The sequence below is a fragment of the Treponema vincentii genome, from assembly GCF_018336815.1.
In the GTDB taxonomy this organism is placed as follows: domain Bacteria; phylum Spirochaetota; class Spirochaetia; order Treponematales; family Treponemataceae; genus Treponema.
The window spans coordinates 2,321,866-2,338,488 of the sequence record NZ_CP050497.1 but is presented as its reverse complement, the minus strand read 5'-3'; the positions used below and the strand labels follow the sequence as shown (position 1 = coordinate 2,338,488).

Below are 16,623 nucleotides of genomic sequence, written 5' to 3'. Positions count from 1 at the left end.
CAGCAGGTTCTTTTGAAAATATACGACGCATCTACTGCGTCGCACGCTGAAAATAAATGCTCAACGTATCAAAGATACGCCGCCGCTTTATTTTCAGCTAGCTCCTTGTATCTGCATCGTCTATTTTCAAAAGGCTACGGAGAGGCTGTTCAAATGGTCTCACAGCCTCAATAATTCTGCGCTGTTTATCTACTCGACCTAATGCGTTTACCCGTCTGCAATGTCCATTCTTGCATTTTTTCATATAACAGAGTATATTTTTATCGGATATAAAACTATTGGCAGGTGTATGAACTCTGCCATTCACATAACGGAGGAATACAATGGTTAAAACAGTAAGAGATGTAGATCTTCACGGCAAGCGTGTTATCATGCGGGTTGATTTTAATGTTCCGATGAAGGACGGGGTTGTGCAGGACGATACGCGAATCGTTGCAGCATTACCGACTATCAAATATATTTTAGAGCAAAAGCCGCGTTCGTTGGTGTTGATGAGCCACCTCGGCGATCCTGCCAAAGATTCAAAGAAAGCTGAGGAAAAAGCGGCTAAGGACGGCAAGCCGTTTGACAAAGAGGCCTACATCGCCGGTAAGCATAAGATGAAGCCGGTAGCGGCATATTTGGAAAAACTGTTAGGTATGCCCGTTCGGCTTGCCGATTCCTGCAAAGGACAAAAGGCGGTAGTCGATGCACTTCCCGAAGGCGGTATCTTGATGCTTGAGAATACGCGCTTCCATCCCGAAGAAACCTCGAAGGACACTGCAGAACAGGAAACACTTGCCAAAGAGCTTGCCTCCTACGGCGATGTATACGTCAACGACGCATTCGGAACTGCACACCGTGCTCATGCTTCTACGGCAACCATCGCGAAATTTATGAAGGTAAAAGTTGCCGGTTTTTTAATGGAGAAAGAAGTTAAATATATTGAACCGATGGTAAAAAATCCGCCCAAACCGATGGTCGCCATCATCGGCGGCGCAAAAGTTTCTTCAAAAATTGCCGTACTGGATAGTCTTTTGAAAAATGCCGCTGCGCTGATTATCGGCGGCGGTATGGCGTATACCTTCCTTAAAGCGCAAGGCCATTCAATCGGGAAATCCTTGGTGGAAGATGATTTTATCGACACGGCAAAGAAACTTTTAACCGATGCCGAGGCAAAGGGCGTTAAAATAATCCTGCCGGTAGACCATATTTGCGCCGCCTCTTTTGCCGCCGATGCAAAACCGGAAAGCGTGGACGGCTGCGACATCCCCGATTCGCTTATGGGAATGGATGTCGGGCATAAAACCATCGAATTGTACAAGGCAGAGATTTTGAACGCAAAGTCCATCGTATGGAACGGCCCGGTCGGCGTGTTTGAATTTGAAGCTTTCTCCCACGGAACGGAAGCGGTTGCCCGCCTTGTGGCCGAAGCAACCGGAAAAGGCGCAGTAACGGTAGTCGGCGGCGGCGACTCCGTTGCAGCCGTCAACAAGTTCCATCTTGCCGATAAAATGAGCCACGTATCTACCGGCGGCGGCGCCTCACTCGAATTCTTGGAAGGGAAAACATTGCCGGGCATCGCCTGCCTCGATGCATAAACGAAGGTATCATGAAAGAATTTACCTGTGTTTCCTGCCCTATGGGCTGTAGACTCCGAGCAATTGAAAAAGACGGCGCCTACACAATAGAAGGATATAGCTGTAAGCGAGGGCTTGAGTACGGCTTGCAGGAAATGAAAGATCCTCGAAGAAATATCAGCTCGACGGTGCGCATTGAAAACGGCTTTTTATCGGCGCTTCCCGTTAAAACCGCTGCGCCTATTCCGAAAGGCATGATTTTTCAGGTGATGGCGGAGATCAACAAAATCAGGGTAACGGCACCGGTAAAGACAGGAGCAGTCATTATTCCCGACGTGCTGCATACGGGCATCGACATTGTCGCAACCCGCGATATGCCGTGCCGCGCTGAGTAGTGTATGATGCAATGGCGCCGATTTTGACACGCCATACAATCACGAGCCTATAACAAAACGGCCGGTAATTCTTGCTGAACTACCGGTCGTTGCCGTTTACACATTGCATTTCAAGGTAACCTGTTCAGAAACGGAAGTTTCCGAACAGGTTTATTTTCGGTCGAACATCTCTAAAGTATCTGAAAAAACTCAGGTATAGCATTTAGAGATGCTTCATCACGATATCTTTCCGTTAAAATTCTGCGCTTGTTGCAACGGTGTCGGTCTTGAGTTTTAAGAAAGCGGTAAATTCATCGACGGACATCGTTTTTTGCGCTCCTTTCAAAAGCCGGACGGTAACACTGTTGTTCTGCTTTTCCTTTTCGCCGACAATAAGCTGATACGGAATTTTTTGTTCCTGATACTTCCGTATCTTCGCGTTCATACGGTCGGTATCAATATCAGCCTTTACGCGGAAGCCGGCTTTTGAAAGAGACGCTGCGATACCTTCGGCATATTCGTTAAATACGGGAGCGACGGGAATAACCATTGCCTGCACCGGAGAGAGCCACGGCGGCAGCGCACCGCCGAATTGTTCAATCAAAATACCGATAAACCGCTCCAGTGAACCGAGCGCCGCGCGGTGCAGCATGACGGGCTGATGCTTTTGGTTATCCTCTCCGATATACTCGGCATTCAATCGGTCTTTAGAAGGCAGTTGATAGTCCGCCTGTATGGTGCCGCATTGCCATTCACGTCCAAGCGCATCGACAAGCGTAAACTCCAGCTTCGGCCCGTAAAAAGCTCCTTCTCCGGGGGCGATCTCGTACTCAAGACCGGCGGCTTTACACGCTTCCGCAAGCGCATTCTCTGCCCTATCCCACGTTGCATCATCACCGACACGTTTTTCAGGCCGCGTAGAAAACTTGACGAGTATAGCTTTATCGTCAAAGCCGAAATCTCGATAGAGCGATTTAAGCAGGTTACAGAACTTGCACACTTCGGAGGAAATTTGTTCTTCCGTACAGAAAATATGCGCGTCATCCTGCACAAAGCCGCGCACCCGCATAATCCCATGCAGCGAACCGGACGGTTCATTCCGCGTACAGGAGCCGAACTCCGCAATACGCAGCGGCAAATCGCGGTAGCTCTTTATTCCCTGTTTAAAGATTTCAACGTGCCCGGGACAGTTCATCGGTTTAAGCGCAAACACCCGTTTCTCGCTTTCGGTGATAAACATATTTTCCTTGTATTTTTCCCAGTGCCCCGAACGAAGCCAGAGACTCTGCGGCATAACAAAGGGGGTATTTACCTCAACATAGCCGTCCTCTTTAATCTTTTGGCGTACATGCTGCTGTACGGTTAAATAGAGCGTCCAGCCGTTCGGGTGCCAGAATACTTCGCCGGGATTGTCTTCTTCGATATGGAATAAATCGAGTTCCCGTCCTATTTTGCGGTGATCGTTTTTCTCCGCTTCCGCCTGCATCGTCAGATAGGTTTTAAGGTCATTGGGCGTTTCCCATGCCGTACCATAGATACGGGTCAGCATCGGACGTTTTTCATCGCCACGCCAATAGGCTCCCGCAATTTTTTGCAGCTTAAAACTTTGAGCGTTAATTTCTTTTGAATTGGCAACATGCGGCCCTCTGCATAAATCGACAAAATTACCCGACCGGTAAATCGAGATTTCCGCATCTTGAGGTAAATCATTGATAAGTTCGCACTTATACGGTTGATCCTTAAAAAGCTCAAGCGCTTGTTGCCTACTGACGATTTCTTTTACAAAGTTCTGCGGAGTTGATAAAAGACGGCGCATTTCTTTTTCGATACGAGCAAGATCATCCTGCGTGATCGATGTCGGAAGGTCAAAATCATAATAAAATCCATGTTCAACGGCAGGCCCAATAGCGACCTTTGTGCCGGGGAATAAATTCATAACAGCTTCTGCCATTATGTGCGCAATACTGTGCCGTAGTAACGGTAATTTTTCCGATTTCGGTAATGAATAGTTCATACGACCTCCCTTTTATATCTTCCATTATATAAATATAAATAAAAGCATACCGCCGAATTTTTAGGCTGTCAAGATACCATAAAACTGTCTGCATAAATGCTAGTCAAAAAATCTTGCGCAAAAGTCTGTTATCCGATAATCTGACAGTATGGAAACTCAGTATAAACTTTCTTTCGCTTCGGATTATATGGAAGGAGCACACCCTGCGATTATTCAGCGCCTCGTACAGACAAATATGGAACAAACGGCAGGCTACGGAACCGATGAATACTGCGAACGGGCTCGCTCCCTTATCAAAAAAGCGTGCGAATGCCCTGAGGCCGCTGTGCATTTTCTTGTCGGCGGTACTCAGACAAATGCAACGGTTATCGATGCGCTCCTCAAGCGGTATGAAGGCGTAATCGCGGCACAGACAGGGCATGTTGCCGTACACGAAGCGGGCGCGATAGAGTTCGGCGGGCATAAGGTACTCCCCCTTGCCTGCGACAAAGGTAAAATCACCGCCGCTTCGGTTAAGCGGTATCTACAGGATTTTTATGCGGACGGAAACTACGAGCACATGGTGCATCCGGGAATGGTGTACATCTCGCAGCCGACGGAATACGGAACGCTCTACACCAAGCAGGAGATGAGCGCGATCAGTGCAGTGTGCCGCGAGTATCATATTCCGCTGTATGTTGACGGAGCGCGGCTTGCGTATGCGCTTGCTTGCAAAGAAAACGATGTAACGCTTGCCGACCTTGCAGCGCTCTGCGATGTCTTTTACATCGGCGGCACGAAATGCGGCACACTCTTCGGAGAAGCGGTTGTTATTCCCGATCCGAAACGTAGCCCGCATTTTTTTACCATTATGAAACAGCACGGTGCGTTACTCGCAAAAGGAAGACTGCTCGGCATTCAGTTTGAAACGCTTTTTACCGATGACCTGTATCTCCGTATCGGGGAAAATGCGATCCGTACCGCCGATGCCATTCGCACCTTTCTTGACTCTCACGGGTATGAACAATATTTTACGGCGCCGACAAATCAGATTTTTATCGTCCTTGAAAATACACGCTATGCAGAACTTTCAAAAAAAATCGCATTCGGGTTTTGGGAAAAGAAAGATGATTCGCACACCGTTGTCCGCATCGCAACCGACTGGGCAACCACACCTGAGAACGTAGAAAAGCTCTTACAAGCACTTGCATAAACGACAGGACGTTCAAAGGAAAATACTATGGGAAAGGCCATTGCATATAGTTTTGACTGCAAGTTGTGGCTCTGCCACAACATTGCTACTGCGTGGAACAACCGCCATCCATGGCGGTTGAGGAACAGCGGGTATTAAACCCGCCGCACGAATAAAAGGCGGAGTACAGGCCTTTGCCGCGGTCTGTATCGCACTGTTGTACGGCTGGGTATTTATCGCCTTGGGAATAGCCGCAATTATCATCATACTGCGGCGTCGGAAGGCAGGGTAAACGCATCAGGCCGTCTTTTTAACAACCCCGCGGAAAAATTGATACTATTCGACCAGAGTTGAACCTCTTCGCGGTTCAAATGGTCTCACAGTCTCAATTTTTCCGCGATTTTTATCTACTTTACCTGATACGTTTACCCATTTACTGGGAAAATGTGCGAAATTTTATTTCCTTAAAATGCAACAGTTGAACAAAATATGAATTTTGGAAACTGTTGCATTCGTGCGCGAAAAGCGCACACATCAATACGCAAGTTTTCGAAAGAAAACTTGACGGTTAAGGTGAGCGGCGTCATTGTAGACGCTCACCTTATACCTATGAAATTTCGCACAGAAGGAAGGCAACCGCTGAAAATATTTTTAATGCGGTTGCCCTGCATCGGAAGGATAAGGCTGAGAAAGCACAATAGAAAATTTTATGTGAATAGGTATAATGACAGACAAAGAGATACTGAAAGAATTACGAACAATAACAAAAAATAAAGCAAATTGGGTGACAGCGATTGATGATGTCGCAGCAAAACTCGGCGAACAGTATTCAGCGGATGTACAAGCAAAAGCGTTGTGGCTTCTCGGTGAAATGGGAAAGCGGCTGCCGCATTCTGTAGAACCGTACTTGGAAAAACTGGCATGGTTTGCACAACATGATCCGCATCCTGTTGTTCGTATTCACAGCAGCGGCGCAATTCGCATAACGAAAAAAGTATTGGAGGAAAGTAAACATGCCGCAGATAAGTAAAGGCGGAAAATATATATTCGGTTGGTCTGAGATACGGGAAGATGGAGCACTCATCTTTCCGCTACCGGCAGTGGAAGAATATAAATTACACCAAGAGCAATATATTTACATCGTTTCCGGCAGTAAGCAGACGGGCGGATTTTGTGTGATGAGCGAGCCCCTACTTTCCCGCTCAACACTCAATCACATCTTAAAAGAAAACCCTCGTTTGGCGGATAGGACACTCAAAGAGGGTGAGTTGATTTCATATAAGGGAAGAAAATACGGCTGGCTTACCTTGAAAGATAACGGAGTTCGTCTTTCAGAATCTTTAATGCAGATGTTGGATATAAAGACGGGAGATAAACTGTTGGCAATTCGAAGCAGTGATATTGCTTTTACTATGGGTGCAAAAGGTTCCTTAATACAAAAAGCAAATGAATATACCGGAGAAATAGAAGTCTTCTGATCTCTGTATATGGTGACAAAATAGAAAACTTACACAGGTAAAAAGTACAAATCAGACTTATAAAAATGAACTGAGAACCATGTAATGACAATATATTGATATTGCACGAAAAATAGATATAATATACTTCAAACGGAGATTGATAGTATGGCAACAACAAATTTAAATATCAGAACCGATAAAGAAATGAAGGAGCAAGCAGAAGCTATTTTTTTTGAATTGGGGCTTACGATGACAACTGCTATCAATATGTTTTTAAGAACAACCATTAGAGAAAATGGAATCCCGTTTGCTTTAAAATTAGATATTCCCAATGCAACTACAGTGTCAGCAATAGAAGAAGGTAGAAAAATTGCTTATGATGATAGTGTAAAAGGATATTCGAATATAGACGATTTAAGAAAAGCATTGGAAATATGAAATACGAAGTAAAATTTACAACTCAATTTAAAAAAGACCTTAAACTTGCAAAAAAACAGAACAAAAACTTAGATAAGCTGTTAGAAGTTATTAATTTACTTTCAAATGGCGAAAAACTTGAAGCTAAGTATAGAGATCACGATTTATCAGGCAGCTATAAAGGAACCAGAGAGTGTCACATAGAACCGGATTGGCTGTTGGTGTATGAAATTAGAAATGATGTACTCGTACTTATGCTTTATAGACTTGGCTCACATTCAGAGCTTTTTAAGAAATAGGGAAAATTTCCCATCATACGAATAAAAGAGAAGAAAGCTTTGCATACCGAAAAAAAATGATATCAGGAGTAAAAACTATGACGGTAAAAAAGATAGCGATTATCAGTCTTTCGCGGGGCTTGCTCGGTGAGTCGTTTATTAAACACGAGGAAGAATTGGGCTTTAAGCGTTTACGTGCGTATGGGATAGAAGTTGTTACTACTGCGAATGCCTGTAAAGGAATTGATTTTCTTCAAAGTCATCCCGAAGCCCGTGCGCAGGATTTATTGGATGCTTTCTCCGATCCGTCTATCGATATGATTCTGTGTGCAATCGGCGGGGACGACACATACAAGCTGCTGCCGTATTTATTTGAACATGATGAATTACGGAAGGCGGTACAGCATAGCAAAAAGATTTTTCTCGGATTCTCCGATACAACTATGAATCATTTTATGCTGCATAATGTAGGCGTAAACACTTTTTACGGTCAGTCGTTTGTGGCGGATATCTGTGAACTTGAAGATGAAATGCTGCCGTATTCAAAAAAATATTTTGAAGAATTGATTACAACCGGCACAATAAAAGAAATCCGCCCGAGCGATATGTGGTATAGTGAGCGTACGGCATTTGATGAATCACAGATCGGTGTAAAAAGAGTGCGGCACCGGAACAATGGATTTGAATTGTTGCAAGGGAATTCCGTATTCTCCGGCGCTATTCTCGGAGGCTGCATTGAAACGATGTATGATATGTTTGACAACACCCGCCATAAGGATAGCCCTGCTTTGTGCCGCCGCTATAATCTTTTTCCGAGCATTGATGATTGGCATGGTAAAATACTGCTTTTGGAATCGAGCGAAGAACATACAAAACCGGAGCTCTATCAAAAGATGCTGCAAGCCTTAAACACTACCGGCATTTTTGAAGTTATAAACGGTATCCTTGTCGGCAAGCCTATGGACGAAGTATATTACGAAGACTACAAACGTCTTTTAATCAGCGAAATCAATAAACCGGATTTGCCGATTGTGTACAACGTTAATATCGGACACGCAACACCGCGGTGTATTATTCCGCTCGGCATTGAGGCGACAGTTGATGCGGATAAACAGGTTATACGGTTTGCATGAAAGTCCTAAGATAAACATTTTACAAAAGGCAATGCTTCAAATGTGTGATTTTCCAGCATACTGATTAAACGGCAAGCCGTACCGGTTGGACGATTTGTTCCTTTTTCCCATGCTTCTACTGTCTTAAGTGAAACACCCATGTAATTTGCAAACAAAACCTGCGTCATCCCAACGGAATTTCTTATGTGTTTTATTTCAATGTTATTATATTTTTTTATAGGTTGAATTTCATACACGGTTTTACGGCCTTTTAATTCACCTCGTTCAATAGCAACCGCTTCATTTAAGCCGGTCATTAGACTATCAAAAAAATCACTCATGTTCTTTCCTCCAATTCCTTGCAGTTCCAATCATCACATCGCCTGCCTCCGGATTTTTGATAAAGAATTGTTGCAATTCAGCCAAATCATCATCATTAAATCCAAGTGCAAACCACCTTTTTGTGAACGATGGCGTTTCTATAAATTCTCTTCTCATCTTATCTTTTACACGATACCCTATAAAATAGGGTCTTGTCAACGGTATGCCCTGAATACTTCCCAATCTATCTATCGATATGATATTATTCCGCTCGGCGTTGAGGCGACAGTTGATGCGGATGAACAGGTTATACGGTTTGCGTAAAAGAGGAGCTAAAAAATGACATGTATTCATTTTGTAAGGCATTGTCAATCGGATCATACGAAAAGCGGCGATGAGCGGCTTCGGCCTTTGACGAAAGAAGGTCTTGAGGACTCCCACGCAGTGTTGCATTATCTTAAAGATAAAAAAATTGATGTGTTTATCTCAAGTCCATATAAACGAAGCTATGACACGATCGCAAAAGCTGCCGAATATTATCATCTACAAATAAAAACCGATGAAAGATTGAGGGAACGAAAATCAGGCAAAAACGGGAATACTTTTGAACTGTTCAAAAAGCGATGGGCGGATAAAAATTACGCGGAAGAGGATGGGGAATCGCTTTATTCCGTGCAAAAAAGAAATATCGAAGCGCTTAAGGAAATAATGGAAATCTATCGGGATAAAAATATCGTAATAGGAACCCACGGTACCGCTTTAAGTACCATTCTCAATTATTATAATCCGGCATTTTGCTGCGATAGTTTTATGAGAATAATTGACTATATGCCGTATATTGTAAAACTTGGGTTTGACGGAGCGCAGTACGCCGGAATGACTGAGGAACTTATTATCAAAAAAGAATAAACCTGTTCGGAAACGGAAGTTCCCGAACAGGTTTAATACAACTGACCGCAGCGTAGGAACTATTGATTACGCAGTCCGCCGCCGTTTTGCGTTTATTACATTAAAATCCAAGAAGTCAGCTATTGAAAAATTTTGTGATAATCGGCATATTGGTACAGATATAGTATTAAAAAATAAAGCAGAATTGGAACAAAAGGTTACCTATGAGGTGTTACCGCTTCTTTACGAATATCATAAAGGAGAACTGCTTAAAACTTTATCGTATCCGCGGCGTAAATTTGTCCGACGCGGCTTTCTCCTTTAAAATAAACTGGAGCTTACCGGTAATGTTCGACATAACGAAACAATTGTCCTATGCGGATCTCTCCACGGCACTTGACTCGGGTTCCGACCTTAGCAGTATGAATTTTGCCGGTCTTACGCTTACCGGCATTAATTTTTCAGGGAAAAGATTTACCGGTTGCTCGTTTGCGCATAGCTGTTTTACGGACTGTTCCTTTACGGGTATACGGATACGGCTCTCTTTTTTTGACTTTGCCTGTTTTGTACATTGCACTTTTGATAAAGCTGATATTCAGTTTTCATGCTTTGCGGGAAGCACTTTTGAAAATACCGTTTTTACCGATTCGGAATTACTCATCAATAATTTTACTGGGGTTACGACACGTGAATGTAGCTTTAAGGATTCGGATTTATACGGTTCCCGTTTTATTCACTGCTCGCTGCATAAGACACCGTTCGAAAATTGCAATATAAAAAAAGTGTCTTTTCTAAAAAACACCTATGCCGATGTATCATTTAAATACTCCAATACACGTGTCGCTCATTTTGATACTGAGGAATTTATAAAATGAAAATATATCCTCACTATTCGAATGAAGGTTTTGTCAATAGCTACCTTGTCGGCAATGAGATACGCAAAGAAGCGCTGATTATCGATCCGGGAAAGATAACCGGAGAAGTAATCGGTCATATTGAAAAGAACGGTTATAGGCTTAGCGCTGTCTGTATTACACATAATCACATCCGTCACTATGGGTACGGGCTTCCGACGTTGTTAAAAATTTATAATCCACGCATATATGCAGCGGATCAAGTGCTCGTCGGTAAACATGGAAAGATGCTGCGGGGTGATTGCGCGCTTTCAATTGCCGGTTTTTCCGTCGAATGTTTTTCGGTGCCCGGACATTCACCCGATTCCTATCTATTTAAAATAAATAACTGTATTTTTACCGGCGACAGTCTTACCGCAGGGATCGTCGGCAGTACGCTGCATAGTTTTGCCGCAAAAACGCTTGCTGAGCAGCTTGAGAAAAAACTGTTTATTTATGATGATGCGCTCATCCTTTTGCCCGGGCATGGTCCGCCGACTACGATCGGAGTGGAACGTGACTTTACGCATGCAAATCTAAGGGGAAAACCGGTGAGTTCACCTCACCCCTAGAGCTGAGGTTTCTATTTGTTTCCGTGATAAGCGATGAAAAGCGATGAAAGAAGGTTGACAGAGTGAGGTGATATGTAGTAATATTGCCGACGCTGCATCTTATCACTGCCGAGTAGCTGAAAATAGTGCAGCAGAATGAAAAAAAAGCTGTTAAGCTTATCAATTTCTTCTATAAAATATAATGTGTTTATATTATGCCGCGGTGCGAAGGTGGTAAGTATTGCTGATGTCTTTTGTTTTTTTTCTGTGTGTTTTTGATAATGAAAGAAAATTAAAAAAAACAAAAGAAAAAAGCAAAATGCGCTTGACAAAATGAATGGTTTTATGATACATTCTTTTTCGCTTGCGATGCACTGGAGCAGTGCGCCGTAGCAACTGGTCTTTGAAATAAAAGGGAAGGGAAAGAAGAAAAAGCCAAAGAGCAAAATCTTTGGTAAGGAAAAATAAGCGTAGAACAAAGAATAGGGAGAAAAGAAGGAACATAAAACAGCGTAATAGTTGTTTTATGGTGTTATTTTTTTTCTCTCGAAGGTCAACGTTCCTAAAAATAAGAAACGGGACCGGCTTAAAATTATTGAGATCAGACGCCCTTCGGGGTGTTTGAAATAAAATAATGGAGAGTTTGATCCTGGCTCAGAACGAACGCTGGCGGCGCGTCTTAAGCATGCAAGTCGAACGGCAAGAGAGAAGCTTGCTTCTCTCCTAGAGTGGCGGACTGGTGAGGAACACGTGGGTAATCTACCCTTAAGATGGGGATAGCTGTTAGAAATAGCAGGTAATACCGAATATACTTAGTGCTTCATAAGAGGTATTGAGGAAAGGAAGCTACGGCTTCGCTTGAGGATGAGCTTGCGTCCCATTAGCTAGTTGGTGAGGTAACGGCCCACCAAGGCGACGATGGGTATCCGGCCTGAGAGGGTGAACGGACACATTGGGACTGAGATACGGCCCAAACTCCTACGGGAGGCAGCAGCTAAGAATATTCCGCAATGGACGGAAGTCTGACGGAGCGACGCCGCGTGGATGAAGAAGGCTGAAAAGTTGTAAAATCCTTTTGTTGATGAAGAATAAGGGGAAGAGGGAATGCTTCTCTGATGACGGTAGTCGGCGAATAAGCCCCGGCTAATTACGTGCCAGCAGCCGCGGTAACACGTAAGGGGCGAGCGTTGTTCGGAATTATTGGGCGTAAAGGGCATGTAGGCGGTTATGTAAGCCTGATGTGAAATCCTGGGGCTTAACCCCAGAATAGCATTGGGTACTGTGTAACTTGAATTACGGAAGGGAAACTGGAATTCCAAGTGTAGGGGTGGAATCTGTAGATATTTGGAAGAACACCGGTGGCGAAGGCGGGTTTCTGGCCGATAATTGACGCTGAGATGCGAAAGTGTGGGGATCGAACAGGATTAGATACCCTGGTAGTCCACACCGTAAACGATGTACACTAGGTGTTGGGGCAAGAGCTTCAGTGCCAAAGCAAACGCGATAAGTGTACCGCCTGGGGAGTATGCCCGCAAGGGTGAAACTCAAAGGAATTGACGGGGGCCCGCACAAGCGGTGGAGCATGTGGTTTAATTCGATGGTACGCGAGGAACCTTACCTGGGTTTGACATCTAGTAGAAGGTCTTAGAGATAAGGCCGGGTAGCAATACCCTGCTAGACAGGTGCTGCATGGCTGTCGTCAGCTCGTGCCGTGAGGTGTTGGGTTAAGTCCCGCAACGAGCGCAACCCCTACTGCCAGTTACTAACAGGTAAAGCTTGAGGACTCTGGCGGAACTGCCGATGACAAATCGGAGGAAGGTGGGGATGACGTCAAGTCATCATGGCCCTTATGTCCAGGGCTACACACGTGCTACAATGGTTGCTACAAAGCGACGCGAGACCGTAAGGTGGAGCAAACCGCAAAAAAGCAATCGTAGTTCGGATTGAAGTCTGAAACTCGACTTCATGAAGTTGGAATCGCTAGTAATCGCGCATCAGCACGGCGCGGTGAATACGTTCCCGGGCCTTGTACACACCGCCCGTCACACCATCCGAGTTGGGGGTACCCGAAGTCGCTTGTCTAACCTGCAAAGGGGGACGGTGCCGAAGGTACGCTTGGTAAGGAGGGTGAAGTCGTAACAAGGTAGCCGTACCGGAAGGTGCGGCTGGATCACCTCCTTTCTTAGAGAAAGGTAAATACTAAATGCTTTGTAGTTGTACACAAGGCGTACGCTTATCTCCTCTTCTTTCCCTCTCTTTTTTTATACGGGCCTGTAGCTCAGTTGGTTAGAGCACTTCTCTGATAAGGAAGGGGTCATTAGTTCAACTCTAATCAGGCCCATTAACAGCTGAGTGAATAGCTGAAATCTTTATTTTGATTGAATAATCGGAATAAAGAAATTGTTCTTTGAAAGATGAGGGAAGGGAAAGAAAGAATGCTTGAAGGCGAGTTTTTTTTGTTGAAAAGGAATGAGCCGGAGAGTAGAGAAATAAGGTAAAAAGAAATGTTCTTGGCGATTGCTTGAATAAGCAAACGTTTTAAGAAGGGAACATAATATGGTCAAGCGAAGAATAGGTTTATGGTGGATGTCTTGGAGCCAACCGGCGAAGAAGGCCGTGATAAGCTGCGAAAAGCTTCGGGGAGGAGCACATATCCTGTGATCCGGAGATTGCCGAATGGGGTAACCCGATAGGAGAGATCCTATCATTACGCTCTTGAATAAAATAGAGAGGTAAAGCGATACTGAGTGAACTGAACCATCTAAGTAACTCAAGGAAAAGACATCAAAAGAGATTCCGAAAGTAGTGGCGAGCGAAATTGGAAGAGCCCAAACCCGTTAAACGGGGGTTGTAGGGCTGCACGGGCTTACGTACAGCAAGTGATAAAATGAATGTATAGTAGAAAGGTTTTGGGAAAGCCTGACAGAGAGGGTGAAATCCCCGTATACGAAATACAGTCATCTTGCCGGTGCAGTACCTGAGTACGGCGGGACACGAGAAATCCTGTCGGAATCCGGGTCGACCACGATCCAAGGCTAAATACGAGTTGGCTACCGATAGCGGACAAGTACCGTGAGGGAAAGATGAAAAGAACCCCGGTGAGGGGAGTGAAATAGAACCTGAAACCATAAACCGACAAGATGTTACAGCCCCTTGTGGGTAGTAGCGTGCCTTTTGTAGAATGAGCCTGCGAGTTACGGTATGCAGCGAGGTTAAGGAATAGGAGTTCCGGAGCCGGAGGGAAACCGAGTCTGAAATGGGCGAAGGTGAAGTTGCATGTCGTAGACCCGAAGCCAGAGTGATCTAGTCATGAGCAGGTTGAAGCAGCGGTAAAACGCTGTGGAGGACCGAACTATAATCTGTTAAAAAAGGTTTGGATGACTTGTGACTAGGAGTGAAAGGCTAAACAAACCTGGAAATAGCTGGTTCTCCCCGAAATGCCTTTAGGGACAGCCTTATACAAAATTACCGGAGGTAAAGCACTGGATGGACTAGGGGGCTTCACCGCCTACCAAACCCAATCAAACTCTGAATGCCGGTAATCAACGTATAGGAGTGAGACTGCGTGCGACAAGGTTCGTAGTCAAAAGGGAAACAGCCCAGACCGTCAGCTAAGGTCCCGAAATACTGCTTGAGTGTGAAATGAAGTGTGGATACCTAGACAGCCAGGAGGTTGGCTTAGAAGCAGCCATTCCTTAAAAGAGTGCGTAATAGCTCACTGGTCGAGTATACATGCGCAGATAATGTAACGGGGCTAAGTAGTATACCGAAGCTACGGGTCTTACACGATTTAAGTGTAAGGCGGTAGGGGAGCATTCCATGGACTGATGAAGGTGTACCTGACAGGGGCACTGGAGGGGATGGAAGAGAGAATGCAGGTATAAGTACACGAAAAGAAAGGTGAGATTCCTTTCCGCCGAAAACCTCAGGTTTCCTGGGTAAAGGTCATCTGCCCAGGGTTAGTCGGCCCCTAAGGCGAGGGCGAAAGCCGTAGTCGATGGGAAATCGGTTCATATTCCGATACCTTTTATAATTTCGATGGCAGGACGCATGAGGCGAACCCCGGCCGGAGAACGGTTGTTCCGGTCGAAGTTTTCAAGCCGTTATGAAGGATAGTAGGCAAATCCGCTATCCAAGGTGAGAAGCAACAGCGAGTGGATCGATGAGAGAAGCGAAGCGGGAGTAGTCATGGTGCCGGGAAATACTGTCTAAGGTTAAGGTTATAAAAGACCGTACCGTAAACCGACACAGGTAGGTAGGATGAGAAATCTAAGGCGCTCGAGAGAACTCGCGTTAAGGAACTCGGCAAAAAGCACACGTAACTTAGGGAGAAGTGTGACCTCTGTTTAGTAATGAGTGGAGGTAGCATAAAGCAGGCCCAGGCGACTGTTTATCAAAAACACAGCCATCTGCGAACCAGTAATGGGACGTATAGGTGGTGACACCTGCCCGGTGCCGGAAGGTTAAGAGGAGCGGTGAGCAGTAATGCAAAGCTGTCAATTGAAGCCCCGGTAAACGGCGGCCGTAACTATAACGGTCCTAAGGTAGCGAAATTCCTTGTCGGGTAAGTTCCGACCCGCACGAATGGTGTAACGTATCTGGGCACTGTCTCAACGCGAGGCTCGGTGAAATTTATATACCGGTAAAGAAGCCGGTTACCCATAGTTAGACGGAAAGACCCCGTGAACCTTCACCGTAACTTACTATTGGGACTTGGTTTATCATGTGTAGAATAGGTGGGAAACAGTGAAACTTGCTCGTTAGGGTGAGTGGAGTTGCCAAGTGAAATACCACCCTTGATGAATTAGGTTTCTAACCCGTTCCGTGAAGCCGGAATGGGAACAGTGGTAGGCAGGCGGTTTGACTGGGGCGGTCGCCTCCTAAAATGTAACGGAGGTGCGCGAAGGTCTCCTCACGTCGGTTGGAAATCGACGCAGTGAGTGTAAAGGCACAAGGAGGCTTAACTGCAAGAGTGACAGCTCAAGCAGATACGAAAGTAGGTCTTAGTGATCTGGCGGTCGCGAGTGGAAGCGCCGTCACTTAACGGATAAAAGGTACTCCGGGGATAACAGGCTGATTTTCCCCAAGAGTTCACATCGACGGGAAAGTTTGGCACCTCGATGTCGGCTCATCGCATCCTGGGGCTGAAGTAGGTCCCAAGGGTTTGGCTGTTCGCCAATTAAAGCGGTACGTGAGCTGGGTTCAGAACGTCGCGAGACAGTTCGGTCCCTATCTGCTATGGGCGTTGGATATGTGAGAGGAGCTGCTTTTAGTACGAGAGGACCGAAGTGGACGAACCTCTGGTGTACCAGTTATCCTGCCAAGGGTAAGTGCTGGGTAGCTATCGTTCGGAAGGGATAACCGCTGAAGGCATCTAAGCGGGAAGCCCGCCTCAAGATTACATATCCCTCGGGGTTTAACCCCGCTAAAGACTCCTTGCACACTACAAGGTTGATAGGTTGCAGGTCTAAGCATAGTAATGTGTTATAGCCGAGCAATACTAATAAGTCGTGAGGCTTGACCATATTATCTTCTCTTCTTTATTCTCTTTTATTTACTTTCTTTCCTGTCGCTTACATTAACGA

14 protein-coding genes, 1 tRNA gene and 2 rRNA genes are annotated in these 16,623 nt (G+C 45.2%); 14 read left to right on the top strand and 3 right to left on the bottom strand.

The window, feature by feature from the left end; all coding sequences use genetic code 11:
* Window positions 1-323 precede the first annotated feature (323 nt).
* Window positions 324-1,580, top strand: a complete 1,257-nt coding sequence (locus tag GWP40_RS10600; protein WP_162663988.1) for a phosphoglycerate kinase — start codon at window positions 324-326, stop codon at window positions 1,578-1,580.
* A gap of 11 nt (window positions 1,581-1,591) precedes the next feature.
* The gene (locus GWP40_RS10595) at window positions 1,592-1,954 is read left to right on the top strand and encodes a DUF1667 domain-containing protein (RefSeq protein WP_162663989.1); all 363 of its coding nucleotides are present in this window, start codon (window positions 1,592-1,594) and stop codon (window positions 1,952-1,954) included.
* A 232-nt stretch (window positions 1,955-2,186) separates the two neighbouring features.
* On the opposite strand, the gene thrS is transcribed toward GWP40_RS10595, so the two are convergent.
* Window positions 2,187-3,947 (bottom strand): threonine--tRNA ligase, encoded by a 1,761-nt coding sequence (gene thrS / locus GWP40_RS10590; RefSeq protein WP_212565306.1) that lies wholly within the window; start codon window positions 3,945-3,947, stop codon window positions 2,187-2,189.
* A 148-nt stretch (window positions 3,948-4,095) separates the two neighbouring features.
* Here thrS and GWP40_RS10585 point away from each other — a divergent pair, with 148 nt between their 5' ends.
* The 6 genes from GWP40_RS10585 (at window position 4,096) to GWP40_RS10560 (ending at window position 8,406) form a co-directional block, all read left to right on the top strand.
* Window positions 4,096-5,139, top strand: a complete 1,044-nt coding sequence (locus GWP40_RS10585) for a threonine aldolase family protein (RefSeq protein ID WP_212565305.1) — start codon at window positions 4,096-4,098, stop codon at window positions 5,137-5,139.
* A 703-nt stretch (window positions 5,140-5,842) separates the two neighbouring features.
* Window positions 5,843-6,148: a hypothetical protein gene (locus GWP40_RS10580; RefSeq protein WP_212565304.1), complete on the top strand. Its 306-nt coding sequence runs from the start codon at window positions 5,843-5,845 to the stop codon at window positions 6,146-6,148.
* Complete coding sequence (locus tag GWP40_RS10575; RefSeq protein ID WP_212565303.1) at window positions 6,132-6,596, top strand: hypothetical protein; 465 nt, start codon at window positions 6,132-6,134, stop codon at window positions 6,594-6,596. The genes GWP40_RS10580 and GWP40_RS10575 overlap by 17 nt, the downstream gene beginning before the upstream one ends.
* Before the next feature lie 147 nt (window positions 6,597-6,743).
* Window positions 6,744-7,016, top strand: coding sequence for a type II toxin-antitoxin system RelB/DinJ family antitoxin (locus GWP40_RS10570; RefSeq protein ID WP_006188742.1), 273 nt, complete (start codon window positions 6,744-6,746; stop codon window positions 7,014-7,016).
* Window positions 7,013-7,294 carry a type II toxin-antitoxin system YafQ family toxin gene (locus GWP40_RS10565; protein WP_212565302.1) on the top strand — a complete coding sequence of 94 codons (282 nt, stop codon included), beginning with the start codon at window positions 7,013-7,015 and terminating at the stop codon, window positions 7,292-7,294. The genes GWP40_RS10570 and GWP40_RS10565 overlap by 4 nt, the downstream gene beginning before the upstream one ends.
* Before the next feature lie 77 nt (window positions 7,295-7,371).
* Window positions 7,372-8,406 (top strand): S66 family peptidase, encoded by a 1,035-nt coding sequence (locus GWP40_RS10560; protein ID WP_212565301.1) that lies wholly within the window; start codon window positions 7,372-7,374, stop codon window positions 8,404-8,406.
* A 5-nt stretch (window positions 8,407-8,411) separates the two neighbouring features.
* Here the strand turns inward: GWP40_RS10560 and GWP40_RS10555 are convergent, their stop codons facing one another.
* Together GWP40_RS10555 and GWP40_RS13015 are read right to left on the bottom strand one after the other, a co-directional pair.
* Window positions 8,412-8,726, bottom strand: a complete 315-nt coding sequence (locus tag GWP40_RS10555; protein ID WP_016523404.1) for a helix-turn-helix domain-containing protein — start codon at window positions 8,724-8,726, stop codon at window positions 8,412-8,414.
* The gene (locus GWP40_RS13015) at window positions 8,719-9,060 is read right to left on the bottom strand and encodes a hypothetical protein (protein WP_230974414.1); all 342 of its coding nucleotides are present in this window, start codon (window positions 9,058-9,060) and stop codon (window positions 8,719-8,721) included. The genes GWP40_RS10555 and GWP40_RS13015 overlap by 8 nt, the downstream gene beginning before the upstream one ends.
* Between GWP40_RS13015 and GWP40_RS10545 the strand changes: the two genes are divergently transcribed.
* From GWP40_RS10545 to GWP40_RS10520, 6 genes are all read left to right on the top strand, one after another.
* Window positions 9,046-9,615 (top strand): histidine phosphatase family protein, encoded by a 570-nt coding sequence (locus tag GWP40_RS10545; protein WP_212565300.1) that lies wholly within the window; start codon window positions 9,046-9,048, stop codon window positions 9,613-9,615. The genes GWP40_RS13015 and GWP40_RS10545 overlap by 15 nt on opposite strands.
* A gap of 326 nt (window positions 9,616-9,941) precedes the next feature.
* Window positions 9,942-10,469, top strand: a complete 528-nt coding sequence (locus GWP40_RS10540; RefSeq protein ID WP_212565299.1) for a pentapeptide repeat-containing protein — start codon at window positions 9,942-9,944, stop codon at window positions 10,467-10,469.
* Window positions 10,466-11,059 carry an MBL fold metallo-hydrolase gene (locus tag GWP40_RS10535; RefSeq protein WP_212565298.1) on the top strand — a complete coding sequence of 198 codons (594 nt, stop codon included), beginning with the start codon at window positions 10,466-10,468 and terminating at the stop codon, window positions 11,057-11,059. The genes GWP40_RS10540 and GWP40_RS10535 overlap by 4 nt, the downstream gene beginning before the upstream one ends.
* 610 nt (window positions 11,060-11,669) lie before the next feature.
* A 16S ribosomal RNA gene (locus tag GWP40_RS10530) occupies window positions 11,670-13,219 on the top strand.
* 86 nt (window positions 13,220-13,305) lie between these two features.
* Window positions 13,306-13,379 (top strand) — tRNA-Ile (locus GWP40_RS10525).
* Window positions 13,380-13,596: 217 nt separating this feature from the next.
* Window positions 13,597-16,563: ribosomal RNA gene (locus GWP40_RS10520) — 23S ribosomal RNA — on the top strand.
* Together the 16S and 23S rRNA genes with 1 tRNA gene alongside form the textbook arrangement of a ribosomal RNA operon.
* Window positions 16,564-16,623 lie beyond the last annotated feature (60 nt).